The 25,046-nt window shown below is 37.1% G+C and carries 23 protein-coding genes; 5 read left to right on the forward strand and 18 right to left on the reverse strand.

Annotated elements, in window-relative coordinates; translation table 11 throughout:
* The first annotated feature begins 56 nt into the window (after positions 1-56).
* Complete coding sequence (locus MHI04_RS20225) at positions 57-1,199, forward strand: MFS transporter (RefSeq protein ID WP_058844730.1); 1,143 nt, start codon at positions 57-59, stop codon at positions 1,197-1,199.
* A 17-nt stretch (positions 1,200-1,216) separates the two neighbouring features.
* On the opposite strand, the gene MHI04_RS20230 is transcribed toward MHI04_RS20225, so the two are convergent.
* The 12 genes from MHI04_RS20230 to MHI04_RS20285 form a co-directional block, all read right to left on the reverse strand.
* Entirely contained in the window at positions 1,217-1,525 is a 309-nt protein-coding gene (locus MHI04_RS20230) for a hypothetical protein (protein ID WP_036119194.1), read from the reverse strand.
* Between the two features lie 496 nt (positions 1,526-2,021).
* Positions 2,022-2,303, reverse strand: a complete 282-nt coding sequence (locus tag MHI04_RS20235; protein WP_036119196.1) for a GNAT family N-acetyltransferase — start codon at positions 2,301-2,303, stop codon at positions 2,022-2,024.
* Between the two features lie 146 nt (positions 2,304-2,449).
* Complete coding sequence (locus MHI04_RS20240) at positions 2,450-3,364, reverse strand: DUF1002 domain-containing protein (protein WP_036119200.1); 915 nt, start codon at positions 3,362-3,364, stop codon at positions 2,450-2,452.
* 148 nt (positions 3,365-3,512) lie between these two features.
* On the reverse strand, positions 3,513-4,370 hold the full coding sequence (locus tag MHI04_RS20245) for a S1-like domain-containing RNA-binding protein (RefSeq protein ID WP_036119203.1): 858 nt from the start codon (positions 4,368-4,370) through the stop codon (positions 3,513-3,515).
* 29 nt (positions 4,371-4,399) lie between these two features.
* Positions 4,400-4,819 (reverse strand): transcriptional regulator MntR, encoded by a 420-nt coding sequence (mntR, locus tag MHI04_RS20250; protein ID WP_036119205.1) that lies wholly within the window; start codon positions 4,817-4,819, stop codon positions 4,400-4,402.
* Between the two features lie 122 nt (positions 4,820-4,941).
* On the reverse strand, positions 4,942-5,244 hold the full coding sequence (locus tag MHI04_RS20255; RefSeq protein WP_036119208.1) for a late competence development ComFB family protein: 303 nt from the start codon (positions 5,242-5,244) through the stop codon (positions 4,942-4,944).
* A 164-nt stretch (positions 5,245-5,408) separates the two neighbouring features.
* Positions 5,409-7,538, reverse strand: a complete 2,130-nt coding sequence (locus tag MHI04_RS20260; protein ID WP_058844731.1) for a heavy metal translocating P-type ATPase — start codon at positions 7,536-7,538, stop codon at positions 5,409-5,411.
* The gene (locus MHI04_RS20265; protein ID WP_058844732.1) at positions 7,513-7,890 is read right to left on the reverse strand and encodes a metalloregulator ArsR/SmtB family transcription factor; all 378 of its coding nucleotides are present in this window, start codon (positions 7,888-7,890) and stop codon (positions 7,513-7,515) included. The genes MHI04_RS20260 and MHI04_RS20265 overlap by 26 nt, the downstream gene beginning before the upstream one ends.
* A 151-nt stretch (positions 7,891-8,041) precedes the next feature.
* Entirely contained in the window at positions 8,042-10,411 is a 2,370-nt protein-coding gene (locus tag MHI04_RS20270; RefSeq protein ID WP_340809569.1) for a penicillin acylase family protein, read from the reverse strand.
* A 416-nt stretch (positions 10,412-10,827) separates the two neighbouring features.
* The gene (locus MHI04_RS20275; protein WP_340812245.1) at positions 10,828-11,583 is read right to left on the reverse strand and encodes an exodeoxyribonuclease III; all 756 of its coding nucleotides are present in this window, start codon (positions 11,581-11,583) and stop codon (positions 10,828-10,830) included.
* Positions 11,584-11,635: 52 nt separating this feature from the next.
* Positions 11,636-12,550 carry a UDP-N-acetylmuramate dehydrogenase gene (gene murB / locus MHI04_RS20280; RefSeq protein ID WP_271911143.1) on the reverse strand — a complete coding sequence of 305 codons (915 nt, stop codon included), beginning with the start codon at positions 12,548-12,550 and terminating at the stop codon, positions 11,636-11,638.
* 223 nt (positions 12,551-12,773) lie between these two features.
* A complete protein-coding gene (locus MHI04_RS20285; protein WP_036119224.1) occupies positions 12,774-13,079 on the reverse strand; it encodes a helix-turn-helix domain-containing protein in 306 nt (101 codons plus the stop codon).
* Between the two features lie 326 nt (positions 13,080-13,405).
* Here MHI04_RS20285 and MHI04_RS20290 point away from each other — a divergent pair, with 326 nt between their 5' ends.
* Both MHI04_RS20290 and MHI04_RS20295 read left to right on the forward strand, forming a co-directional pair.
* Entirely contained in the window at positions 13,406-13,933 is a 528-nt protein-coding gene (locus MHI04_RS20290; RefSeq protein WP_036119238.1) for a YceI family protein, read from the forward strand.
* 36 nt (positions 13,934-13,969) lie between these two features.
* Positions 13,970-14,341 (forward strand): DUF2500 domain-containing protein, encoded by a 372-nt coding sequence (locus MHI04_RS20295; RefSeq protein WP_101966900.1) that lies wholly within the window; start codon positions 13,970-13,972, stop codon positions 14,339-14,341.
* A 25-nt stretch (positions 14,342-14,366) separates the two neighbouring features.
* Here MHI04_RS20295 and MHI04_RS20300 read toward each other — a convergent pair whose 3' ends face one another.
* From MHI04_RS20300 to MHI04_RS20310, 3 genes are all read right to left on the reverse strand, one after another.
* Positions 14,367-16,727, reverse strand: a complete 2,361-nt coding sequence (locus tag MHI04_RS20300) for a bifunctional 2',3'-cyclic-nucleotide 2'-phosphodiesterase/3'-nucleotidase (protein ID WP_058844738.1) — start codon at positions 16,725-16,727, stop codon at positions 14,367-14,369.
* Between the two features lie 304 nt (positions 16,728-17,031).
* A complete protein-coding gene (locus tag MHI04_RS20305) occupies positions 17,032-17,658 on the reverse strand; it encodes an FMN-dependent NADH-azoreductase (protein ID WP_036119245.1) in 627 nt (208 codons plus the stop codon).
* A gap of 184 nt (positions 17,659-17,842) precedes the next feature.
* Positions 17,843-18,550: a DsbA family oxidoreductase gene (locus MHI04_RS20310; RefSeq protein WP_036119248.1), complete on the reverse strand. Its 708-nt coding sequence runs from the start codon at positions 18,548-18,550 to the stop codon at positions 17,843-17,845.
* 123 nt (positions 18,551-18,673) lie between these two features.
* On the opposite strand from MHI04_RS20310, the gene MHI04_RS20315 reads away from it, so the two are divergent.
* The gene (locus MHI04_RS20315) at positions 18,674-20,053 is read left to right on the forward strand and encodes an FAD-dependent oxidoreductase (protein WP_330493701.1); all 1,380 of its coding nucleotides are present in this window, start codon (positions 18,674-18,676) and stop codon (positions 20,051-20,053) included.
* Between the two features lie 133 nt (positions 20,054-20,186).
* On the opposite strand, the gene MHI04_RS20320 is transcribed toward MHI04_RS20315, so the two are convergent.
* Positions 20,187-21,113 (reverse strand): manganese-dependent inorganic pyrophosphatase, encoded by a 927-nt coding sequence (locus MHI04_RS20320; RefSeq protein ID WP_058844740.1) that lies wholly within the window; start codon positions 21,111-21,113, stop codon positions 20,187-20,189.
* Between the two features lie 457 nt (positions 21,114-21,570).
* Between MHI04_RS20320 and MHI04_RS20325 the strand changes: the two genes are divergently transcribed.
* A complete protein-coding gene (locus tag MHI04_RS20325; RefSeq protein ID WP_036128353.1) occupies positions 21,571-22,374 on the forward strand; it encodes a GNAT family N-acetyltransferase in 804 nt (267 codons plus the stop codon).
* A 112-nt stretch (positions 22,375-22,486) separates the two neighbouring features.
* Here MHI04_RS20325 and MHI04_RS20330 read toward each other — a convergent pair whose 3' ends face one another.
* Positions 22,487-23,353 (reverse strand): MurR/RpiR family transcriptional regulator, encoded by an 867-nt coding sequence (locus tag MHI04_RS20330; protein ID WP_036128356.1) that lies wholly within the window; start codon positions 23,351-23,353, stop codon positions 22,487-22,489.
* 305 nt (positions 23,354-23,658) lie between these two features.
* Entirely contained in the window at positions 23,659-24,888 is a 1,230-nt protein-coding gene (locus tag MHI04_RS20335) for an MFS transporter (RefSeq protein ID WP_051891771.1), read from the reverse strand.
* Positions 24,889-25,046: the final 158 nt, after the last annotated feature.

Here is a 25,046-nt window from a genome sequence, read left to right on the forward strand (position 1 = left end):
TTATAATAGAACTACGAATCTAACTTACTATAATGTTCTATTTCATCGGAGGAGCTATGAAGAAATTTATCTATGTAATTATTTTCTTTTCGTTTTTCGACCTTTTTACCCAGCTTCCTGTTATGAGTACATATGCTGAATCTTTAGGAGCATCAGCATTTCTAACTGGTCTAGCAGTGGGTATGTATTCACTTTCCAATACATTTGGTAATATCATTTCAGGCTTTTTAACAGATCGTAAAGGACCTTTTATCATACTAATTGTTGGTCTTTTCACAACAGGTTTATCGTTAACACTATATAATTTAATAGAGGAGCCAATCGCACTATTAATTGTACGTTTTATCCATGGACTTGTTGCAGGCTTCATTGTTCCTGCTGCCTTCACATTTTTAGCAAATGCTACTGAGCAAGAAAAAAGAGGTAAGGGCAGTGCTATTTCTGGTGCATTTGTTGGTATTGCTGCCATTATAGGCCCTGCTTTTAGTGGTATTTTAGCAAGTCGAACAAGTGTCCCATTTGTTTTCAATATCACGGCAAGCTTTATGCTGCTATTAGGCATTCTTGCGTTCTTTCTACTGAAAGCAAACCAAGTAAAAAAAGAGAAAGCAGAACCGAATACATATATTCCGATAAGGGTCTTTTTTAAGAACACGGGAACATTAAAAGCCTTTTTAGGAGCCTTCTTCTTAATGTTTTCTCAAGGTGTCATTGCTTATCTACTTCCGCTCAAAGTCCAATCTTTAGGCTATGACTCTCGTTTAAGCGGTACTTTAATGAGCACATTTGGTATAATTGCTGTTCTTGTTTTTCTTTTACCAACGAACCGCATTTTTGATAAGGTTGATCCTCTGAAAACATTGTCTGTTGGTATAGGGTTAATGGGCATAAGTCAATTATTAATTAGTCAAGCTGATTCTAACACTTTACTTTATATAGCGATGGCTTGTTATGGCGTCGGTTTCGGTTTCCTATTCCCTTCAGTCAATTCCTTACTAATTGACTCTACAACTGCTGAAGTACGAGGAAAAGCGTATGGTTATTTTTATGCATTTTTCTCTCTTGGCGTCGTTTTAGGCTCTTCTTTATTAGGCTGGCTGTCACTTGGTACAATTAGCGGCTTTATATTTACTGGAATCGTCCTTTTGCTCTTTGCAGGAGCGATCCTTATTTCACACAAAGGACCTTCTCATGCTTAAATGAGAAGGTTTTGTTTTTATTTTTCTTTTTCTTGAATTTCTTCGTTATAGAAATGGACACCTGTATGTCCTCCACCCTCTGCTACCATTTCATTCGAAGCAATTTTAGTTGGAGATGTGCCCGCCTCTGTTGCTACCTCTGTTGAAACTCGTTCTGTAATTCTGTCATCCATATTAGGTCCAGATGTGAGATACGTTTCGAATTTAGCTTTCATACTATTAAACATCGTTAGTGCTTTATCACGATTCTCTTTTTTACTTAAGTAAGATGCTGCTAATCCCGCTAAACCTGCAAGGACAACACCTGTTCCTTTTCGTTTTGCCATGATCTATGACCTCCTAAAAATATAAAAACTAGCTCTGTAATATAGTTTTTCCCTATTCTTAGAAGAATAAACATTATTTTTTTATAACTTCTAGCATATATATAAATGTAAGACTTATACTTGCTTTTTTATCTAGTAATGATACTGCTATTCAATACAATTCGTCTCGTTTTTATTGCAGACAATCACACTCCATCTCCTACCAAAACTCACTTGAAAACCTTCTATTTTTTCATTCAACATAATTTTGTAACTATTTATGATTATAAAAGGCAAGTAAAGGGAATTAATGAATTAATACTAAAAATAGGAGAGTGGTTAGGATGAAAGAATTCGATTTAGCTTATGATTGGATAGATATGGCTGCATTACTAGGTGGAGCTAGCTTCTTAACGGTATTAATTTATAGTGTCACTCTACTGTAAGGAGCTGCTTACATGATTTGCTCTAGCAATTAAAAGGCAATCCGCTTAATCAAAAGCAGATTGCCTTATTTTTATTGTTTCACGTCATTATATGCATCTGATTTTTCAAATGCGGCTACAACATAGGAACAAACGGCCTCCATTTTATAACCCTTTTCACGTGCATACGATGCTGCTTGATCGAGTAATTGTTTGGCCACACCTTGACCACGGAGCTTATCTGATACATATGTGTGATCCATTACCATCACTGAGCCATTTTGCTGCCAAGTAATTTCTGCGAGTTTCTCCCCTTCTTGCTCATTCAAAAATGCATATTGATTTTCCGCTAGTTGCTGTAATTGGAATTCCATTTCTCACCACTCCTTTTTTTCATAGTACCATAGCTTTTTATATTTTCACAAAATTTGTGTACTCTTTGTGTTATGCAAAAAAAATCTGAACACCCACTCTAGCATACTGAGTAGGTATTACAGATTTTTTTAACGACTATAACACTTTAGTTAAACCATGAAGAAATGGTATCTTTTAGATTTGCAAAGAAACTTTTCACACTTTCCCAGAAACCTTTATCTTCCATTAGTGAGCCGAATTTTTCTTGGATTGTGTTACTAATATCATTTAACTGTTCAGACCATTTACTAAAATCAATGTCTAGCTTACTGATTTTATTCATTAAATCTACTAGCAATTGACGGTCCTTTTCACTTAAATTAATTTCAAGTTTGTTTAATTGCTCTTGTACAATCTTTTCTACTTCTTCACGTGTTGCTGGCTTCAATTCCGCAATTTGCTTTTTAATTTCTGTCAGTAATTCTGCAACCTTAGCATCATCTACCCCTGCAGATTCTGCAATAGATGTAGCCACTGATAATTCTTCGTTGGCAACATCGGTACGCTCAATATCAAGCGTTTCGCCTGTTGTAACCTCATATGCCTTGTAAATACCTACTAGCGCTGAATGTCCCGTAACAGCTTTTGGCGCAGCTACTTGTACCGTTGCATCTTGAATTCCTGCCGTAAGCATCGCATTCGCGTACATTTCAGAAGTTACCTGCGTAATATTAGATGGCGTTACAATCTCTATAACTAAACCTTTCCCCGTATCTCTACGTGTAATTTTCGCAGAAGAATACATACGAGAGCTTGAATTACTATCTTTAATGTATTTTACTAGATCCTCACCAGACACAGTAATTTCTTCGATTTCAGGTTCTTCACTTACTTTTAATGATTTTTTGACGGATTCTTTTTCAGCCTCAGATAAATTTGCTCCATATACGACGATAGGTACGCCCAATTTTTCATCAATTGCTTTTGGAGGCGTATTATCAGATGCAAACCCTGTTGCTGGTGCCATCACTCCAAATACCAACATTGTAGCTGTTAGTATTTTAATCCATGTTTTTTTCAAATCGTGTGACCCCTTTCGCTAAAACATCTATTAGCCTGTATAATGTATGCCACTATACAATTATTAGTACGAAAAAAAGACGAGAAGGTTTCAGATGTCTCTCGTCACTTTTTCTGTGGTAATGCAATTCTAGCAAGTGAATTTTCCACTAAACTTCTTCAGTCCAACCGTCTTGTTGCTTTATTTTACCAGCCTTCATGAGTGTTCCTAGTGCACGTTTAAATGCCCCTTTACTCATATTGAACATTTCTTGAACCTCTTCAGGGGATGATTTATCACCAAATGGCATTTTGCCGCCCACATCTTGTAGATAAGTCAATATTTGCTGTGCATCATTTGAAAGTCGTTCATGCTTTCTTGGTAAAAGGGAGCCATTCATCGAACCATCCTCTTTTACGTCGATAATCCGTACAACTACATCTTGCCCTAATCGAGGCTCTGCATTGCGCTCTGATTCATGAACAAAAATACGGTAAGGCGCTTCTACCCCTAGTAAAAATGTGCCAACTGGTAACAAACGATATGGACGTGCCTGAATGTTTTTATTGTGCATATCTTCTAGTGCACCTTCATATAGTTCTGTCACTTTTTCTTCCGTTGCCAAACGTCCAAATAAATCACCATTTCGATCCGTGCGCAATGTCATAAATACATGGTCACCTGGTTCTGGCCACAACTCTTTTACTGCTGGTAAATCCTCTGCTCTTACTAAAACCTCACGAGATGTACCAATATCTACAAAAGCACCTTCACGTTCAACCACTTTCAAGACACGAGCCCAGCCATATTCTCCTTGAGTAAAAGCTGGAATAGCCGTTGTAGCAGCCAAATCACCACGACGATCTACAAATAAAAATACTTCAAGGCGATCACCTACTGCTAGTGGCTCTGTTACCTCTGAAGCATTTAAAGGGAGTTCTTCCACTCCATTTGTTAAAATCCATTTCGATGCTTGTTGCTCTAATACCGTTAATGTAACAACTTCACCTGATTGTAATGCGTTCATATTGTCTTCCTTTCCTTCACACCATCATTTTAAAGATTATGCTGTGTCTTAGATGCCTCTAATTTTTTCACGATGTCTGGATTCTCTTCCATTACTTGCACAAGATCTGCAATACGATCGATTGAATTCCAACTTAAATGATGTTCAATTCCCTCAACATCATCATAAATACGCTCTTCATCCACACCAATCATTCGTAAAAACTGCTCGAGCAATTCATGGCGCTGCACAAGACGCTTGCCAAGCTTTTCTCCTTTAGGCGTCAATGTCAGTCCACGGTATTTTTCATAAACTAAATAACCATCTTTATCTAATTTTTGAACCATTTTTGTAACAGAAGAAGGAAGTACAGATAATGCTTCAGCAATGTCAGACACACGCGCATATCCTTTGTTGGCGATTAATAAATATATTTGTTCGATATGGTCTTCCATACTAGGTGTTGGCATATCCTTTTCCCTCTCTTTCCTTTTCTTACTCTCTAGTTTACTACAAGCTTGGCTTAAAAGTTAACTGAAAATACATATGTCAGAAAAACACTTCTTCTCCAACTTAAAAAGAGCCTCTTCTATTAAGAAGTAGGCTCTACTTTGTGTCGAGGATACTTATTTACCACATGTAACGCATGAATAATCTCTTTGTTGATGCGCTCAATACTTTCAGGAGTATTCATTTCTTTAAATGCCTCATCTCTGGCTTCCATAGATGTAACATACTTACTTGGCAATGCATTTAGTGTAAGTGCCACCGTGTCGAATTCACAGATTTCGCATTTACAAAATGTTTGATATTCTGGTCCTCGTAGTAAAAAGCTTACTAAACCACGCACAATCTCTTCTGTAACATTTACTAAAATAGGATCTGACATATTCAAACTTTCGCCTCATTTATATTTAATTGTTACATTACTCCTGAAACTATAATAGCCTTTTAAAAATGCTTTTTCAAGAATCCCTAGTAGCATCTATTCGCATAAAATTCATAGCGTTAGCGTGAGATTAATTTCCTATCTTATTTTACAGAACTACACCTTACATACTACTTTTTTGCTCTAATTAGTCTTAAAGAATTAAATACAACTAATAGCGTAGCACCCATATCCGCAAAAATTGCTATCCATAATGTCAGCCATCCTGGAATGACAAGCAACAACGCAATTAATTTTAAAACTAGGGCAAATATAATATTCTCTTTAATGATGCGTAATGTTTTTCTGCTCAAGCCAATGGTATACGGAAGTTTGGTTAGATCGTCACCCATTAAGGCAATATCCGCCGTCTCAAGAGCTGCATCTGTTCCTGCTCCACCCATGGCAATTCCTACATTTGCAGTTGCTAATGCTGGTGCATCGTTTACCCCGTCCCCAACCATCGCTACAGCACCAAATTGTGCACGTAAATCCTTAATCGCCATTAATTTTTCCTCTGGTAATAAACCAGCGCGCACATCTGTCATCTTTAATGAAGTAGCAATAGCTTGTGCTGTGGGTTCTGCATCACCTGTTAACATCACCATATGCTTTACTTTCAAGGCATTTAATTTTTGTAATACGTCCTTACTTTCATGGCGCAATTGATCAGCAATTCCAATAAGCCCAATAAATTGGCTATTCGAAACAGCTGCTATTACTGTTTTACCCTGTTCTTGCAATTTTTTAACTTGATTTTCAATTTTTTTATCTACAGTAGTTAATGTCACTATCCATTTCATACTGCCTACATAAATAATCTGATTGTCTACTGTAGCATACGCACCCTTACCTGTTACTGATTGGAAATCTGTTGGTACTAACTCTGGTAAATTTTTATCATGTGATTTTTTTAAAATAGCTTTAGCCAAAGGATGCTGAGACTGCTTTTCTACTGCTGCCACTAGTTGTAATACATAGTCCTCTGAGCAATTATCTGTTGTCACAATATCCGTTACTGCTGGTTGTCCCTCAGTTAATGTACCTGTTTTATCAAAGGCTACAGCTTCAATATGTCCTAATTGTTCTAAATGAACACCGCCTTTAATAAGTACACCTTGCCTTGCAGCATTCCCAATTGCCGTTACAATGGCAACTGGTGTAGAGACAACAAGTGCACAAGGACATCCTACAACTAAAACAGCTAAACCTTGGTAAATCCAGTGCTGCCAGTCACCTACTAATAATGGTGGAATAACAGCTACTAGAAAAGCAATAATCATGATGGCTGGTGTGTAATATTTTGCAAAGCGATCAACAAATTGCTGAGAAGGTGCTTTTTCTGCCTGTGCTTCTTCTACCAGATGAATAATTTTGGCAATGGTTGTGTCTTCCACACGCTTTGTCACACGTACTTCGAGCGCACCCTCTTCATTAAGAGTCCCAGCAAATACTTCATCATTTACTGTTTTATTAACAGGAATCGATTCACCCGTAATGGCTGCTTGGTTGACTGCAGACAACCCGCTAATCACAATCCCATCCATTGCAATCTTTTGCCCTGGCTTGACAATTAAAATATCACCTATCTCAATGTCTTCTGTTGGTAGTTCCATCTCATGGAAGTGTTCTCCGTGAGCTCTTTTAATAATAGCTGTTGGTGGAGCTATATCCATTAACTGACGGATGGACTGACGAGCTTTATCCATTGAATACGCTTCAAGCGCCTCACTCACAGCGAATAAAAAGACGACAACAGCCGCTTCTTCCCATTCGCCAATAATAGCAGCGCCAATAATGGCAATCGTCATAAGCGTTTTCATATCAAATTCAAAGCGCGCTAGATTTCGGAAGCCTATTTTAAAAATGCCAACTCCACCCACAAGGATCGCTAATATGAACATCGCTATCGGTAGCGGATGTGATTCCTCTAGCATACTAACAAATAGATAACCTAAAATAACAAAAAGCAAAGATATACCAGCTAGAACATTCTCTTTTTTACGGTAAAAAGGGGTAGCATTGTCAAGTGTTCTTGCTGCTGATTGGGTAACCTTAATGCCATCAAAGGCACCTGCTTCTTCAATTTGATCGACACTAATAGGGCCGATTACAGTAATTTTAGAAGCGCCAAAATTAACTTGTGCATCCTGTACAGCAGGTATAGCCTTTACATTCTTCTCAAATTTCGCCGCACAGCTGGCGCAGGATAGATTTTGTAGCCTGTATTCTTGTTTAGTTGGTGTTGGTGTCGCTGCCATTGGCAATCCCCTCTTTCGCATGTTCATAGGCAATTGTTACAATTTGGTATATATGCTCATCTGCTAAAGAATAATACATTTGCTTTCCTATACGGTGTGATCTGGCTAAATTATTTTCTTTTAAATATCGTAAATGATGGGATGCTGTCGCTACTGATGACCCAATAATAGTTGCAACATCACAAACACATAATTCATCTTCTACTGTTAAGGCATAGGCAATTTTAAGTCTTGTTTCATCAGATAATGCTTTTAAAAATTTTGCTACACCTGACAAATCAGGCATTTGTTGTTGTACCTTCGTGACCGCTTCTTCATGTACATGCGTCACCTCACATATTTCTTTTGGCATTTTCTCACCTCATTCAAATATTCGTTTGATTGTAATCAATATAACATATTATTCCATCATATTCAAACGAATATTTGAATGTTAATGATCTATATCATTGTAATTTTTAATAAAAAAAGTTAGCGCACTTATTATGTACGCTAACCTTTTATTACTGTGCCTTTAATTGTAATGTTTTTCCTTTTATATCTTCTTGTTTCACAAACGTTTGATGATAATCACCATTCGCCCAATCAAGCACTTGATCCTGGTACCAATCAGACTTTACGTGCCCGCTCTGACCAGGACCAACAATATGATAGGCTGAGCTTAAATCCCCTACATCTACCACAAAACGCCAAGATGCACCATGATTTACATTACCAGCTAAATCATTATCTGCTGCTTGTACAGTAACCTTCGATCCCCCGATTGGAACCTTTTCAGCATTAAAGTAAGCAGCAAGAATTGGTGAGGCACTACCCAATGTATGATCAAACGTAAGCTGATGGTAATCACCCCATTGCCACTTCGCTGCATTTTTGCCGAATTGATCTTGTAATTGTGCAATTGTCAGCTCGAATGCCTTATAAACTGTCTCATCCACACCACCCTGCTCCTCAATCCAAATGCTTTTCTCTCCTGCATACGCTGTACGTAAGAGTTGGTCTGTAATATTAAACTTCCCATACATGATGTCATACATATCTTCAGGCATTTGATCCTTAAACAACACTTCCTGTAACTTAATCATAAGTGTATGGAAGACAAGGGGGGCACCTGATTCCTTTGCATCTACCATATCCCAATCCTCTAACATAGCAATAATCTCTGTGTACTGACCATCCTGCTCTTTCGCTTTTATAGATGTTAATAAATCGGGTAGAAACTCTCTTGCATAAAGATTATGCTGATCCATTTGCAAATCCATCATATCTTCTACTGTAATTCCATCATTTGCCTCTAGCACTTCTTTAATTCTCTCGAAACGATAAGGCTGCGCCCAGAAATCCGTGATGTGATAAGGATAGTCCTCTCCAATGACTTGGTTATTCGCCGTTGCAATAAAGCCTTCCTTTGGATTCACTACAGTCGGTAGTTTATCCCAAGGAATAAAATCTTCCCAGCCATAGTCACTAGAATCACCTGGCACTGGTAATTGTCCATCACCTTGCTTACGAATAGGTATTTGACCATTAGCTTTATAGGCAATTGTGCCATCCTTTGAGGCAAAAACAAAGTTTTGAGCTGGTGCCTTAAAATCTTCTAATGCTTTTTCAAAGTCCTCCCAAGATTTTGCCTTATTAAACCCAAGCACCGCTCTCAATTCCGCTGTAGGTTGAAGCGCTGTCCATTGCATCGAAAATTGTGCTGTGGGCTCAGTATCCTTAAAAGCTAAATCTGTCATAATAGGGCCGTGACGCGTGACAACGACGTCAAAATCTACCGTTTCACCATCCTTCACCTTGATTGGCTCATCACGTACCTCCGCTTGCTCCCACTGACCATCATAGCGGAATTGTGTTGGGTCATCCGGATTTGGTATTTCAATATATAGATCCTGGACATCTGGCCCCACATTCGTAACACCCCAGGCAATTTCATCATTATGACCTAAAATAATACCTGGAATTCCTGCAAAAATAACACCACTGACATTTTGTTGTGGGGATTGTAGGTGCATTTGATACCAAATAGAAGGTGTACTTAACCCTAAATGTGGGTCATCTGCTAAAATCGGTTTTCCAGATTTCGTTTTATCCCCAGAAACAACCCAGTTATTACTACCATTAAATTCATTTGGTAATAAATCTGCACTAAACTGCCCTGCCACTGCTACAGGAGTTTGGATATTGGCCTCGATAATGGACGAAGCATTTTCAGGATATTTAATAAATAATTCCTTCGCCTTTGCTTCATCAAAGTTTTGTAATGCCCAGTGACGGAAGGCTAATGTATTCCAATTTCCGCCCAAATCATAAGCCATATATTTACCTATCGTTAAGGAATCAACAACCGTCCATTCCTCAGGTTCATAGCCTAACAAAGCAAATTCATAGCTTAAGGTATTGTTTTCCTTCGCCTGTGCAATAAAAGCATTTACCCCTTCAGCATACCATTCTAGTACTTGCTTACTTTCTTCATCATAAGCTGCTAATGATTTCTCCGCCGCATCACGTAAACTGAACGTACGGAAGTGCTTGTCCGTATTAACGGTTGCTTCCCCAATGATTTCAGATAATCGACCACTTGCCTGTCTTCGTGCTAAATCCATTTGAAACAGTCGATCTTGCGCTTGGACATAACCTTGTGCACGATACAGATCGGCATCTGTTTCAGCCAAAATATGCGGAACCCCTTTATCATCCCTTGTAACCGTCACATCCTGATCCAGAATACTAACAACTAGCTCACCATCAACTACTGGCTTGGATTTATTCATAAACCATGTAAATCCAATAAAAGTCACAACAGCCAAAGCAGCTAATACCCCAGCAAAAACAATGAGCCACTTTTTCCACCTAAACTTTCTCTTTCCCACTGCATAACCCCCTCTTTGCACTATATTCACGTTTTACCTTCCCAAACCCGTTTTAACGAGCAATTTTTTTAGCGAATTTCCGTATGTTATGTATAAAAAATCTTCTTTAAATACAAAATTTTATATCAATTCGCTATTAAAATAGTATAAACAATAAGAATTTTGAAGGCTACTGAACCGTTTTGAAAAATCATATTTTCCTATAGAGGAAGATATGACTTTATATGAGAAGGTTATCTTGTGTTGGTTTCATAGATTTCGGCTTACAGTCTCCTATTTTATGAGCGCTTCGATGCTACCCTTTAGTGGTTCCCTCAACGCTTTGCTTTCACTTTTGAGCGAAGCAACCCCTATTAATTTTCTAGAACAACCATAAAAAAATCGTATTTTCTCTATGAAAATACGTTTTTTTAGCACTAGACATGTAATTGTAATTCAATTGGGCAGTGATCGCTGCCCATAATGTGTGGGTGGATTGTTGCAATATCAATTTGATTCTTTAATAGATCAGAAACAACAAAGTAATCAATACGCCAACCAATATTGCGTTCACGTACTTTATTCATATAAGACCACCATGTGTAATGATCAGTTTCATCAGGATGCTTATAGCGAAAAGAATCTACAAAACCACTTGCTAATAACTCTGAGAATTTCGCTCGCTCTTCATATGTAAATCCTGAATTTCCTATATTAGACTTTGCATTTTTTAAATCAATTTCAGTGTGTGCAACATTTAGGTCACCACAATAGACTACGGGCTTCTTACTATTCAGTTTTTGTAGATAGCTTGCTAAACGGTCCTCCCAATCTAAGCGGAGAGGTAATCTGGCTAAATCGCGCTGTGCATTCGGAGTATAGACATTCACTAAATAGAAGTTTTCATATTCTAATGTAATAATTCTACCTTCATCCTGAGTGTCTTCCTCCCCCACTCCATACTTAACAGACAACGGGGTATGCTTAGTGAATATAGCGGTTCCTGAATACCCTTTCTTCTGTGCATAATTCCAATACTGCTCATATCCTTCAAGAGCAAGCTCTACTTGTCCAGCCTGACATTTTGTTTCTTGGATACAAAAGAAATCTGCTTTCATTTGATGAAAGAATTCTAAAAAGCCTTTACCTAAGCATGCTCGTATTCCATTAACATTCCATGATATAAATTTCATTTCATCCTCACTCCTAAAAAAACGCCCTTCGACTTAAACGAAGGGCGTGATATTATAGATCGTCACCAACAATTTTAACTTCTGTCTCTAATTCAACACCAAATTTTTCCTTCACGACGCGTTGGACCATTCGGATTGTTTCAATATAGTCAGTAGCAGTGGCATTACCTTTATTGACAATAAAACCTGCATGCTTGGTAGAGACTTCTGCATCACCTACACCTTGGCCTTGCAAGCCACTATCTTGAATAAGTTTACCTGCAAAATGACCTGGTGGGCGTTTGAAGACACTTCCAGCAGATGGGTATTCTAAAGGCTGCTTTGATTCACGTTGGAACGTTAAATCAGCAATCTTCGCATCAATTTCTTCTTGCACCCCTACCGCCAATTGAAATTCAGAGGATAACACATAATAGCCTTTTTTGGCAATTATGCTTTGTCGATAGCCGAGCTCAAGCTCTTCTTTGGATAATATTAAAATGTTTCCTTCTCTCGTTAACACCTTAGATGAAACGATAATATCCTTAATCTCACCGCCATAAGCACCTGCATTCATAGCCATTGCTCCGCCAATTGATCCAGGAATACCACAAGCAAATTCGAAACCAGTTAAAGAGGCTTGCGCTGATAGCTTCGATACATCTTTGATTAGTGCACCACTTTGTGCGTAAACATGCTCACCATTAATACGAATCTCATCCAGACTTGAGAATGTTACAACGATTCCTCTATGACCGCCATCACGAACAACCATATTTGAGCCGTTGCCTAACATTAATAAAGGAATATTATTTATATATGCATAGCGAATAACTGATGCTGCCTCTTCTTCTGTTTCAGGAAGAACAAAAACATCTGCTTTGCCACCTAATTTTGTCATTGTATATTGCTGTAAAGATTCATCTAACTTAATATTGGCAGGATTAATATTTTTTGCTAAATCCTTCGCCCATTGTTCTTTTGTCATGAGAGCTAATTCCTTTCTAACGTCCTTCTTACTCTACACCAGTATGGATTTAGAACCCCAATTTGACAAGTAAAATGAAGGGTATTTTTATCTCATATTATATGACAGGTAAGACCTGTGCAGAGATGATGAATATTATAAAGAAAATTGACAGTCATTCCAAGTGTCGTTTTTGGCACAATATTAAAACCAGTTTATTTACTAGTAGAACAATCTGTTCATGTTAGAGCCAACTACTTGCCCATGTTTCTATATTGCGGATAGCGCCTTCTAATGCTCGACCTTTATCTGTTAAAGAATACTCTACGCGTACAGGAACTTCGGAATATACTTTGCGTTCAACAAGCCCTTCTTTCTCAAGTTCCTTTAAGCGTTCTGATAATAAGCGCCCACTGACAGGTAAGGCAGACTCGATTTCATTAAAACGCTGTGGTCCATCTAGTAATTGATATAATATTAACCCCGTCCATCGTTTTCCGATTAAATCCATTGCTTTTGCTAAACGAGGACATAAAGTTGTCTCATTCATAATTTTTCACCTCTATGTAACTATTGTAACGATTAATGTAGTAAATGTAAATTTGAAGTAACTTATTTACATAAAATAATCAATTAACTTTTTTATATTAAATTACTAAAAGTAACTTTAATCTCATTTTTTTCAATTTATAGAGGGAATTTTTTAGATCACCTGCTAACAATAAAATGCCCATCTTTATAAGAATATGACTAACATGCTCACAGATTACACTTTTATAAAAGTGTCTACATTTCCACATTTATGAAAAACTCATTGAATAAGCAAATTATTTACTTTATCATTCGTTGTAGAATGCTGTTTTAGGGGGTTTTCAAATGAAAAAATACACTATTGATTTCAGTCATTCAACAATTGGCTTTTCTGTGCGACATATGATGATTTCCCGTATTCACGGAACATTCGAAGCGTACAATGCTGAGATAGTTGCAGCAGATATTGAACAAATGCAGAAGGCAAACATTTCATTTACTATTGCCGTGGCTAGTGTCTCCACCAAAAATCATGATCGTGATGTCCATCTCGTTTCTCCCGATTTTTTTGATGCAGACGTCTATCCAAAAATCATATTTACTTCTACATACATTGATCAACTTCATGAAAGAAAATTTGCAATTCATGGGGATTTAACTATCAAAAACATAACAAGGCCCATTGTATTTACAACAGTATATACAGGAAAAGGTGTCAATCCATGGGCACAAGAAGTATTTGGCTTTCAAGCAAAGACACAAATTGATCGTCGCGATTTTAATCTAGTCTATAATACGTTTCTAGAAACAGGCGGCGTTTTAATCAGTGATGAAATAGATATTGTTGTTGATCTAGAGTTAAATCTTCTGTAAGAATCACCTCAACACCAAAGGAAAGGAGTAATTTAGATGCTCTGGTTTGACGATCAATTTTTATTTGGTTCCGTTTTTATAACGATTATCTTTTTCATTGTTTTCGGCAGCATTGCCTTCATAGTTGTGAAAGGCATTATCAGCTGGTCTAAAAACAACAGTTCTCCCATTTTAACGGTACCCGCTAAGGTTGTGACAAAACGTACAAATATACGTGGAGGCTCTAATAATACTGGAGCATCTACGTCCTATTATGTAACGTTTGAAGAACTAAACGGAGAGCGTCATGAACTAAAAATGAATGGGCACGACTATGGACTGCTAGTAGACGGGGATTTCGGCATTTTAACTTATCAGGGCACACGGTACCATTCATTTAACAGACATAAAAAGGAGAGTAGCGATTAAATCGTACTCTCCTTTTCATAAACCGTTATTTAATTAAATATTTAGCGAATCCAGCTTCTGTTTCTGCTAAATATTCGATGCTACTACCTGCAGGAATGAACTTTTGTGCATCTTTTGCAGATAGGTAAATAACCTTTGTATTAGCTGGGAACGGCACAAATGACCAGTTATTATCCGCAGCAGGATTAATTGTTTTATTCGCCATAATATAATCAACTACAGCTTGGCGATTTTCATACGCATAGTTAGTAATATTAGAGCCATCAGCATTTTTAAATGTTGCCCCATATGATCCACCAACACGATAATTGTTTGTAATAATGATGAATTCTTGTTTTAGATCGATTGGCTTACCATTATATTGTACATTTTTAATACGGTTTGCCTTCTCATCAACAAGGATACCACGGCGATCATATTTTGCTGGTGATGATACATCAATTTGATACGTTAAGCCATCCAACACGTCAAAATTATAAGAACGTGCTTCTGAATCGATAATATTTTGCTCTTCTGTTTTATTCGAATCAATTGTTGCAAAAATACCCGCAGCCATTTCTAACCATTCAATTGCTTGAGCACCTGTCACTTTAATAGTAGCAACAGTATTATCATAATGATAGATGTCCGCCATATTTTTAATGGCAAGTGGTCCCACAGGAATGTTTGTGTAATCTAGTGGGTTATTTCGAGAGCCTGCTTTGAAAGGTGCTCCAGCAGAAAGAAGAGGTGTCTTTTCATCAGCAGTACCTTTTAACTCCTGTTCAATAAACCATTTTTGTGCTTGTGTTACGATTTGAATAGAAGGATCATCTTGTACCATTGAGAAATAGCTATGGATTGGTGCAGTTGTTTCTCCAACAGGCTGACGGATATATGTTAATGTACCTTCATGTGCTTCTTTAATAGCCTTTAGCACTGTTGCAGATGGTTTTAAGCCTTCTTGCTTAATTGATTGCAATGAACCTTTACCGTCTACCACTACCCACTCTGATCCTTGTTGTTCCAATTTTAAATCAATGACACCAAGGTGACTACCATAGCTACCCGCCATAACAGTCGGTACACCGTGAATCGTACCCTTTTCTTGATCTACATCTTTCAAGTCCTTATAGTCACCAGGGAATGTTAAATGAGAATGCCCTGTAATTAAAGCATCGATGCCTTCAATTTCTGCTAGTTGGTAACCAACATTTTCAGCACCCTTCACATAAGTGTCCCCACCAATACCTGAATGCGAAAGAACAACAATTACATCTGCACCAGCTTTCTGCATGTCTGGTACTACCTCTTTTACTGCTTCAACAGGCTCCTGCATTTCCACTTTACCTGCTAAATGAATGGCATCCCATTCAACAATCTTTGTTGGAACGATTCCCGTTACACCAACTTTTAGTGTATGCTTTTTACCTGAGCTATCGACCACTTCTTTATCAAGAATGACATACGGTGTATACATACGCTTTTTCGTTTTTGCATCGTAAGTATTAGCATTTACGACTGGATATTTAGCATCGTTTAATACTTCATCTAAAAAGTCTAGGCCATAGTTGAATTCATGGTTTCCTAAAGTTCCACCATCATATTTTAATGCATTAAGTGCTGCGATAGCTGGATGCACTTCCCCTGGCTTTAATACACTTTCTAACGCTTTATAAGAGCCAAGTGGTGTACCTTGAATTAAATCCCCATTATCGAATAACAATGTATTTGGATTTTTAGCGCGCGCTTGTTCAATTAATGTAGCCGTATTAGCTAAACCAACCTCCGTTGAGGGAGCATCTAAATAGTAATTATAATTAGCTAAATTTGTATGGATATCTGTTGTCCCTAAAATCTGAAGGTCTACTGATGCTCCAGCTGAAGGTGCTTTATATTCTGCTACAAAGCGCTCCACAATACTTTCCATTTGCTCCTTCGTCACATAATCACGAGGGCGAATGGTATTATCCTCAAATGCTTGCAAAATGTTTGCAGCAACTGCGTTAGCTAAATCTTGTTTATATGCCTCTGCAATTTGGTCTGCATCTTTAAATTGCTCTAAAATAGAAAGGGAAGCGTTTTCACTAACTAGTCCACGAGCAGATATAACAAATGCTTGTTGACGTGTTAGTTTATCGTTTGGTCCAAATGTAGTTGCTGTTTTACCTTTAATAAGTTTTAATTCCACAGCCTTTTCTACATAAGGTGCTAAATCCTTAGAGACATCGGTAAAGGCAAGAGAAGAACCATCACCTATCTCTACATCTAAGCTCTTTACTAGTTCTTTTACATAATCTGCACGTGTTACATCATTGGAAGCAGCATCTGCAGAAAATCCAAATGGTATAAACGCGAATAGAACGAGTAACATTGCCAAGAAATTAGTTATTAATTTCTTATTCATACAACAACCTCCTTAATAATCTAGTATTTTCCTACAAATCCTATTATATTAAACTAATTCTATTTTTTACTGAATAAATAGTCCTGATTATATGTATTTTTAAAAGAATGGTTAATTACTTTTCTCCAAAATCATAGATTACTATCATTTTAATTCTTGCGTCGCAAACAGGATGTTAGTAAATGTAAATTCTAAATAATTAATTAATATCAATATATCCGACCTCCATACCACACCATACATCTGTTCACAAAATAAAAAAAATCCTCCCGAATTTGAGAGGACTTTTATTAAAAAATATTTTTTATGCATTCACAGTTTGAAGTGATTGAGCTACTTTTTTCACTTCTTCTAGGCCATTTGCAATAATTTCTTGTGCTTTATCAGGTGAAGCATTGTGACCTTCAATAATAACTTCTTCGATAATTTCCATACCGAATACGCCACCTGCTACATTTTTAATGTAATTTACTGACATTTCCATTGGTTGTGCTTCTGGTGATGAGTAGTAGCCACCACGAGCATTTAAAATGATTGCTTTTTTGTCAGTCATTAAGCTAATTAATTGACCATTTTCACCATACTTGAATGTAAATCCAGCTTGGTATACATAGTCGATAAATGTTTGTAAAGGTGCTGGAATTGTTAGGTTCCAAAGTGGGAATGCAAATACAACGATATCAGCTGCAGTTAATGCGTCCATTGCTTTTTGTTTTGCAGCTAAAAGACGTGATTCGATGTCTGTTAGCTCTCCGCCATTTTGAACTTTACCAAATGCATTGAAAAGGTCTTGTCCAAAATAAGGCATATCTTCAGCAAATACGTCAAAAGTTGTAACGTTGAGGCCTTGTACATTCTCCATGAATGTATCATACATTTTTGTTGAAATACCGTCTGGACGGTTGTTAGCTTTTACTACTAAAACGTTCATTATATAAATTCTCCCTTAAACATCATAATCTAATATCTCGAATTCAAGATATATATCAATCTTAAAAAATTTCACCTAAAATGTCAACGTTACTTTCCTCAGACTTTTGACTGAAATATTATGTTAAGATTCTTTCATTCATCTAACAAGAGGGGGTATAAAGCTTTACTCCCCTCTGTGTAAACTACAATTTACAGTTATCATCTGTACATACACCCTCATCATCAGAGCCAGCCATCTTTAACTTTGGTTGCAAACCCTCTTCCTCAGCAACTTTACGTAGTGTATCTTCAAATACCTCCTGTGGCTGAGCACCTGAAATACCATATTTACGATTTAAGACAAAAAATGGTACCCCACGAACACCAAGTTGTAGACCTTCTTGAATATCTACTTCTACTTCGTTTTTATAATCGTCACTTGCAAGAACCTTTGCAACCGCTTCACGCTGTAGCCCTACTTGCTCAGCTATCTCTAATAAAATGTCTTCTTGGCCAATACGCTTTCCTTCAATAAAATGGCTGTGTAAAAGTAATTCCACAAGTGCTGTAACATCTCCCTGTTGTTCAGCCCATTTCACAAGTCGGTGTGCTTTTAGCGTATTTTCTTCCATCAAATTGCTAAAGTCGTAGTTTAAGCCCACTTCTTTTGCACGTGCCGTTACGCCCAATGTCATTTCCTTAGCCTTTTCTAAAGACATTCCATATTTCTTGGCTAATGATTCATATACAGTACTAGTCGATTCTACTGGTGTAGTTGGATCTAATTGATAGCTTTTATAAACAAACTCCACTTGCCCTCCAAAGCCAGTATCTTCAATTGCTTTCTCTAATTGCTTTTTACCAATATAACAAAATGGACATACATAGTCAGACCAAATTTCAATTTTCATTACACTCACTCCTTTTGCTTCATTGTAGCGATAGAACAAATCACAAGGCAATATTTATGCTTCACTGCATAAATTTTCAAGCCCTTCTACATACTGAACATAAAAACAATGTGAGGTTTCAATATGACACAATCTCTGTGGCTCGCATCAACCGAGTCAGTCTCGCTAGCTTCTCTTACTTCCTCAACAACTTGTGATGTATGTATTATCGGTGGGGGCTTAACAGGTTTGTATACAGCCTATACTTTAGCAAAAGCAGGTGTGGATGTAGTTCTACTTGAGGCGAATACCCATTTTGGTCACGGAACGACAGGGCATTCCACAGGAAAATTAACAGCACAGCATAGTATTGTCTATGCGAATCTGTTAGAAAAACTATCTATAGAAGAGGCGCAGCTTTATTATCAGCTCAACCAACAAGCCATCGAGAAAGCTAGGCAATTACTTCCGACACACAGTGTTCGATCAGTGGACTCACTGTTGTACTGTCAAACAAAAGAAGGCTATGCACAATTATTAAAAGAATGGAATGCCTATAAGGTTTTAAATATTAAATCTAAAATTACCTCTGAGACAGAGCTACCGTTTCCTATCACCAAAGCATTATGTATGTCACAGCAAGCTCAAATAAATCCTTTAGAGGTGAGTAATTTCCTTGTCAAAGAGGCACAGGCAATGGGGGCAAGACTTTACAGCAATACTCGTGTTCAGCAATTAAACATATCACAAAATAACTTACATACCGAAAAAAATATGTCGGTTCAATACAATAAGCTTATTTTGTGTTCGCATTATCCCATTGAGGCGTTTAAAGGACTCAAACTTTTTAAACTGTCCAATAATCGCTCTTATATGATTGCTAGTAAGATTTCCGAAACGATGCAGGGGCAATATCTATCCGTTGATTTCCCTTCCCGTTCGATTCGGACTGCCACGATAGACAAGGAACATTATTTAGTAATGGGTGGAGCGAATCATATAGCTGGCGAAACCGTTCATACGGAGCCGTATTATGAAGCGATTTCCAATGAAATGAAGGAACACTTTGAACAACAGCCACTTTATCGATGGTCAGCTCAAGATATTGAAACACCTGACATTGTTCCTTACGTTGGAAGAATTACAAACTCCTTACCTAATGTACTGATTGCTACTGGCTACCGTAAATGGGGGATTTCCAATTCCTTTGTCGCTGGTGACATCTTGTCCACCCTGATTACAGGCGCACAGAGTGAGGATGGTGCCATTGCCCTTTATTCACCGTCACGTACAAAATTCGGCGCGCAATTCATGCAGATGCTTAAAGTAGGGGGCTTTGTTGCAAAGGAATATATAGCTGGTTATATGAAGAACGCCAAAGCACCGACTTGCACCCATTTAGGCTGTAAAACGAAATGGAATGAAGCAGATGAGACATGGGATTGTCCTTGCCACGGTTCACGCTTTAACGCTAAGGGTGAGGTACTTGAAGGCCCAGCAGTACAACCATTAAAACTCGATTAATATGAAAGCTGGATAATTTTCGAATGAACTAAGCAATTTAAACAGAAACCCCGAACTATTACGAAACATTAATGAACATTTCGTAGTTCGGGGTTTTCTTTGGCTAAAATTCTTTTGTCCCAGCCTCTGCCTATTATTTTAGTGCTTCCGTTAATACTGGTACAATTTGTTTTTTACGAGAAACAACACCTGGTAGTACAACACGGTTGTTAATGAGTTCCGCACCGAATCCTTTTGCTGCCGCTTCTGCTACTTGTCCAATTGCAACAGCAGTTGAATCATTATTTAAAATGTCTGTCACAACGAAGAAGAATAAATCTAAGCCGTTTTCTGCAACGTTTTTATTTAATAGGATTTCTAGTTCTTCTTGACGATTAAGTACATCATTAATATCAACTGCATTAACTTGGGCTACAACTGATTTGTACTCACCAAATTGGAATTCTTTCGCATCTAATGATAAAAGATCTTCTAGTGATTTATCAGATAGGTCAGCCCCTGCTTTTAGCATAGCTAATCCATAGTCTGCAACGTCCACACCTGCAATTTTTGCTAGCTCTTCACCAGCTTTTACGTCTTGCTCTGTACAAGTTGGTGATTTAAAAAGTAATGTATCAGAAACAATTGCTGATAACATTAAGCCAGCAATATTAGCTGGTATTGCTACACCATTTTCCTTAAAGATTTTGTTTAGAATTGTTGCTGTACAACCTACTGGCTCAGCACGATAGTATAGTGGATCTGCTGTTTGGAAGTTTGCAATACGATGGTGGTCGATTACCTCTGTAATTTGTACTTCCTCAATACCATCCGCTGATTGTTGGAATTCATTGTGGTCAACAAGAATTACCTTGTCCCCTTCCCCTACTACAGAAGAAATTAAACGAGGTGCTTCAAAACCAAATTTATCTAATGCAAACTGAGTTTCATTATTAATATCTCCAAGACGTACTGCCTCAGCTTCTTCACCAATTTGGTGTTTTAAATAGGCATATACAATAGCAGACGTGATTGTGTCTGTGTCTGGGTTTTTATGTCCAAAAACTAATACTTTACTCATTCAATCAATTCCTCCTAAAATAGCACTTACATTTGTATTTTATTTTATCATATCTTATAGCCTAATAAGTGATAAAGTGTAACTTTGAATCAACGAAGCCTCATCAAACTCACTCGAAAATTTGCTCCTAAAAGCATTTGCTGAATCCAGATAAAATCTTACTGCCTATCATTTATTATATAAAAGAATAATTAATCTTTAAATACATACTTTGCAAATAAGATATATATTATAACTACCTTATGTTGCTATATAACTTTTATTGGGTCTACACACTCCTATAATACTCTCTATTTTTACCAACCTATTTTTAACATTTAATAGTAAAAATGCATCTTTTTAAAAAAATAATTAGTTTATATAGATATTTAGTTGGGTTTTCATATTTAAGTCATCGTAATTTTATGCTATCATCAGATAGTCTATATTTTTGGATATTCAGGAAATGGGGATTACGATGACAAAGAAGATGGAAAAAAAGTACATTCCTTTAGCAAACTATTTTGAAGTAGCTTTACAACAAGAGATCACTTTATCCTTTAGTGAATTAGAAAACATTATGGGACAAGTATTACCAAACGCCGCCTACTTAAATAAGAGCTGGTGGAAAAAAACTAAGCCCCCTCTCTCACACTATTTATCTTGGACCAATGCAGGTTATTATGTTATTGATGTTAAATTAGGGACAAGCGTAACTTTCTCACGTTCGCAAATGAAGCCAACTGAAAGCAGTACTTCTAACAATGAGGAAAGCCCATCTGCATACATAATTCGAGGGATTGAAGCATCCGATGCTAGATCATTCATTCATTTACAAGAGGAAATCTTTCAGCAAACTGACTTCATGTATAATGTTCAAAATGAAGTAGATCTAACGGTCCAACAACTTCGTAAAAATTTAGCCTATTGGAAACAGCTAAAAAACCGCACAATACTACTCTGTGTATTAAATGGCATTTTTGCAGGCTATGCAGTCATTCATGGGTATAAACAATCGAAAGCTAGACATGTTGCTTCTGTTCGCTTAGCAGTAAAGGAAGAACATCAACAAAAGGGCATTGGCTCTGCACTGATGAACGCTGTTGAAAATTGGTCTAAACAGCGAGACATTTCTCGTCTAGAGTTAACGGTGATGGAACATAATAATGTAGCGTTACACCTTTTTACAAAACTAGGGTTTCAACAAGAAGGCATCCGACAAAATGCCATTAAATTAAATGATACGTATGTGAATGAATATAGCTTAAGTAAAATTCTATAATTCATTTTTCCTAGATGTCTAAATCATATTTGGACATCTTTTTTTATAGTGAATTTCATAAAAACACGCATAGACCTGTGTATGAGTACACACCATCTATGCGTTGCCTACATTAAAAAACCTGCTTCTCTCTAGCAGCATCTAAGAATAACACATTACTTTCAACTTGCTCATAGGATTGCTGATATTTTTCATATTGTCCCTTATCTTGACTCATCATTTCCTCTAACAAGGCATGCAAAAAGGAAAATAAGACTGGTGCAATGTTTAGTGAAGAATGCTTTTTTGTGCCAAGAGCAAATAATGCACTGGCATATTCTCGGATAGGGGAAAATGCAGACCCTGTAATCGCAATAATCTTTACTTTCTTCATCTTGGCAATTTCAACAATCGTCTTCATATCCTTCATCTGTTTATCAAAGGATAGTACAATGAATGTCGTATGTTCGCCCATACTATTCATTTGATTAACGAGATCATCCGAGTCTAAGCGAAGCTGCTTAATATTAGAACGTAATGTTTTTAATGTGTTGGCTAACCAATTGGCGACATATGCATTGTGGCGAGTACCAAGAATATAGATATGATCTGCCTCATGCATCCATTTCGAGCTTTTTTGAATTTGCTGATCGTTAATCAATTGAATCGTTTCTTGAATATTTTGGCTATCTTGTTGCATGATCTTACCAAAGCTAGAATTAGTTAATTTTTTTACTGTATATGTAGGTTGTAGATTTACCCCTTCATTTTGAGACATCATATATTCTCTAATTTCCTCTTGCAATTCTACATATCCTGATAAATCCATGGCATAACAAAAACGAATTACTGTAGATTCACTTACATTCGCCAGCCTGCCAACCTCTGCTGCTCCATTAGCAATAACTGTAGTGGGATTATCCATCACAAATTGTGCTACTTTACGCTGCCCCTTTGACAGCCTTACAAACCTTTTCTTTATATCCTCATGAATACTCATTCCTAACAACCTTTCTTTCAATGACCTTATCACGAACGGGAGATTGTTTCCTACTGACTCAAAATTCGATTAAAAATACAGTATCACGATTACAATTTGAATACAATGACTTTTCTGAAAAATCTTTAACACATTAACCTGCTAATAGAACAATTTGATTTACCTTTTTATATTAATTTGTCATTTTAACAAATAAATTCGTAAAATTGAATAAAAATTAATAAATGCTTATTTTTATGTATTTCACTAGCGAATATAAACAAAAAAGTCCTGGATTCATTACTCTGATCCAGAACTTTTTATTTTTATTCTAATTCAAGCTGCTTTGTTTCCCTTCCAAGGAAGATGACACCCACCACGCCTATAATGATAGCACCACAGAAAATGGCAAAGATAAAGCCTATATCATAGCCTGCCGTTAATAAAAAACCAACGAGCAATGGACCAAAAATACCTCCGATTCGCCCAACAGCTGCCGCCATGCCAGCACCTGTGCCGCGAATAATAGCTGGATATTGCTCAGGTGTATAGGCATATAATGCACCCCATGCCCCTAAGTTAAAGAAGGATAAAAACATCCCTGAAATTAACAATACGGCAAGTGTATCTGCATTCCCAAAAACGAAAGCACTTCCAGCAGTACCAATTAGATAGGAAACAAGGACAAATTTACGGCCGAACTTTTCTATAAACCAAGCTGCTGTAAAATAACCTGGCAATTGAGCTAATGTCATGATTAGAACATATTTAAAGCTTGTAATCATATCAAAGCCCTTTCCAACCATTACACTTGGCAGCCATAAAAACATGCCATAATAGGAGAATACAACTGTAAACCATAATAGCCACAACATAAACGTAGAACGTGCGTACTTCTTCGACCAAACTTCTTTCATATTTTGGCCAATACTGCGTTTTTTGGATTCTTCCTTCACCGTAAATTGTGGTGAGTCTGGCAAATGCCAACGAAGATAAATAGCATAAAAGGCTGGAAGAGCTGTTAATATAAGGGCCACTCTCCATCCCCAAGTAGGGATAACGAAATATGAAATAAGTGCAGCAATTAACCATCCTGCCGCCCAAAAGCTTTCTAATAAGACAACTACACGCCCTCTTTCCTTGGCCGCTACACTTTCAGATACTAATGTTGAAGCTACAGGTAATTCTCCCCCTAGCCCCATACCTACTAAAAAGCGTAAAATTAAAAATGCAGTTAATGTAGTTGTAAAAGCGGATAGTCCACTTGCAATAGAAAATAGGACCAGAGTCCACATAAAAATTTGCTTTCGCCCTACTTTATCAGCAAAAACACCAAAGAAAAGTGCTCCTACAGCCATCCCGATTGAATTAACACTACCTATCCAGCCAGATTGACTTGGTGATAGTCCCCATTCAGCTGCCAATGCCGCAATGACGAAGGATAATATACCAACATCCATGGCATCGAAAAGCCAACCTACCCCCGCTACACCTAAAAGTTTATTTCTAGAAATGGATTGCTGAGGTTTATTTGTTACTACTGTATTTGTTGTCATCCCAACCACCTGTCTTTACACTTGACTTTACATTACAAGATTACTATACAGTTGTTTCAAGAAAGTGACAAGTAAAATTCAAATTACCGAATTGTTTCGACAATTAATGAAATGCTATTGAAATAATAGTACGATTTGCGTTAAAATGTCTTTTATAC

The organism is Lysinibacillus sp. FSL K6-1151, from assembly GCF_038630755.1.
GTDB classification, from domain to species: domain Bacteria; phylum Bacillota; class Bacilli; order Bacillales_A; family Planococcaceae; genus Lysinibacillus; species Lysinibacillus fusiformis_D.

Bases quoted from the DNA above. Each gene is read 5' to 3' on its own strand.
- MHI04_RS20225 (WP_058844730.1), top strand. From the start codon at position 57: ATGAAGAAATTTATCTATGTAATTATTTTCTTTTCGTTTTTCGACCTT.
- MHI04_RS20230 (WP_036119194.1), bottom strand. From the start codon at position 1,525: ATGGCAAAACGAAAAGGAACAGGTGTTGTCCTTGCAGGTTTAGCGGGA.
- MHI04_RS20235 (WP_036119196.1), bottom strand. From the start codon at position 2,303: ATGGAATTCCAATTACAGCAACTAGCGGAAAATCAATATGCATTTTTG.
- MHI04_RS20245 (WP_036119203.1), bottom strand. From the start codon at position 4,370: ATGAACGCATTACAATCAGGTGAAGTTGTTACATTAACGGTATTAGAG.
- mntR (WP_036119205.1), bottom strand. From the start codon at position 4,819: ATGCCAACACCTAGTATGGAAGACCATATCGAACAAATATATTTATTA.
- MHI04_RS20260 (WP_058844731.1), bottom strand. From the start codon at position 7,538: ATGGCAGCGACACCAACACCAACTAAACAAGAATACAGGCTACAAAAT.
- MHI04_RS20265 (WP_058844732.1), bottom strand. From the start codon at position 7,890: ATGCCAAAAGAAATATGTGAGGTGACGCATGTACATGAAGAAGCGGTC.
- MHI04_RS20275 (WP_340812245.1), bottom strand. From the start codon at position 11,583: ATGAAATTTATATCATGGAATGTTAATGGAATACGAGCATGCTTAGGT.
- murB (WP_271911143.1), bottom strand. From the start codon at position 12,550: ATGACAAAAGAACAATGGGCGAAGGATTTAGCAAAAAATATTAATCCT.
- MHI04_RS20285 (WP_036119224.1), bottom strand. From the start codon at position 13,079: ATGAATGAGACAACTTTATGTCCTCGTTTAGCAAAAGCAATGGATTTA.
- MHI04_RS20290 (WP_036119238.1), top strand. From the start codon at position 13,406: ATGAAAAAATACACTATTGATTTCAGTCATTCAACAATTGGCTTTTCT.
- MHI04_RS20295 (WP_101966900.1), top strand. From the start codon at position 13,970: ATGCTCTGGTTTGACGATCAATTTTTATTTGGTTCCGTTTTTATAACG.
- MHI04_RS20300 (WP_058844738.1), bottom strand. From the start codon at position 16,727: ATGAATAAGAAATTAATAACTAATTTCTTGGCAATGTTACTCGTTCTA.
- MHI04_RS20305 (WP_036119245.1), bottom strand. From the start codon at position 17,658: ATGAACGTTTTAGTAGTAAAAGCTAACAACCGTCCAGACGGTATTTCA.
- MHI04_RS20310 (WP_036119248.1), bottom strand. From the start codon at position 18,550: ATGAAAATTGAAATTTGGTCTGACTATGTATGTCCATTTTGTTATATT.
- MHI04_RS20315 (WP_330493701.1), top strand. From the start codon at position 18,674: ATGACACAATCTCTGTGGCTCGCATCAACCGAGTCAGTCTCGCTAGCT.
- MHI04_RS20320 (WP_058844740.1), bottom strand. From the start codon at position 21,113: ATGAGTAAAGTATTAGTTTTTGGACATAAAAACCCAGACACAGACACA.
- MHI04_RS20325 (WP_036128353.1), top strand. From the start codon at position 21,571: ATGACAAAGAAGATGGAAAAAAAGTACATTCCTTTAGCAAACTATTTT.
- MHI04_RS20330 (WP_036128356.1), bottom strand. From the start codon at position 23,353: ATGAGTATTCATGAGGATATAAAGAAAAGGTTTGTAAGGCTGTCAAAG.
- MHI04_RS20335 (WP_051891771.1), bottom strand. From the start codon at position 24,888: ATGACAACAAATACAGTAGTAACAAATAAACCTCAGCAATCCATTTCT.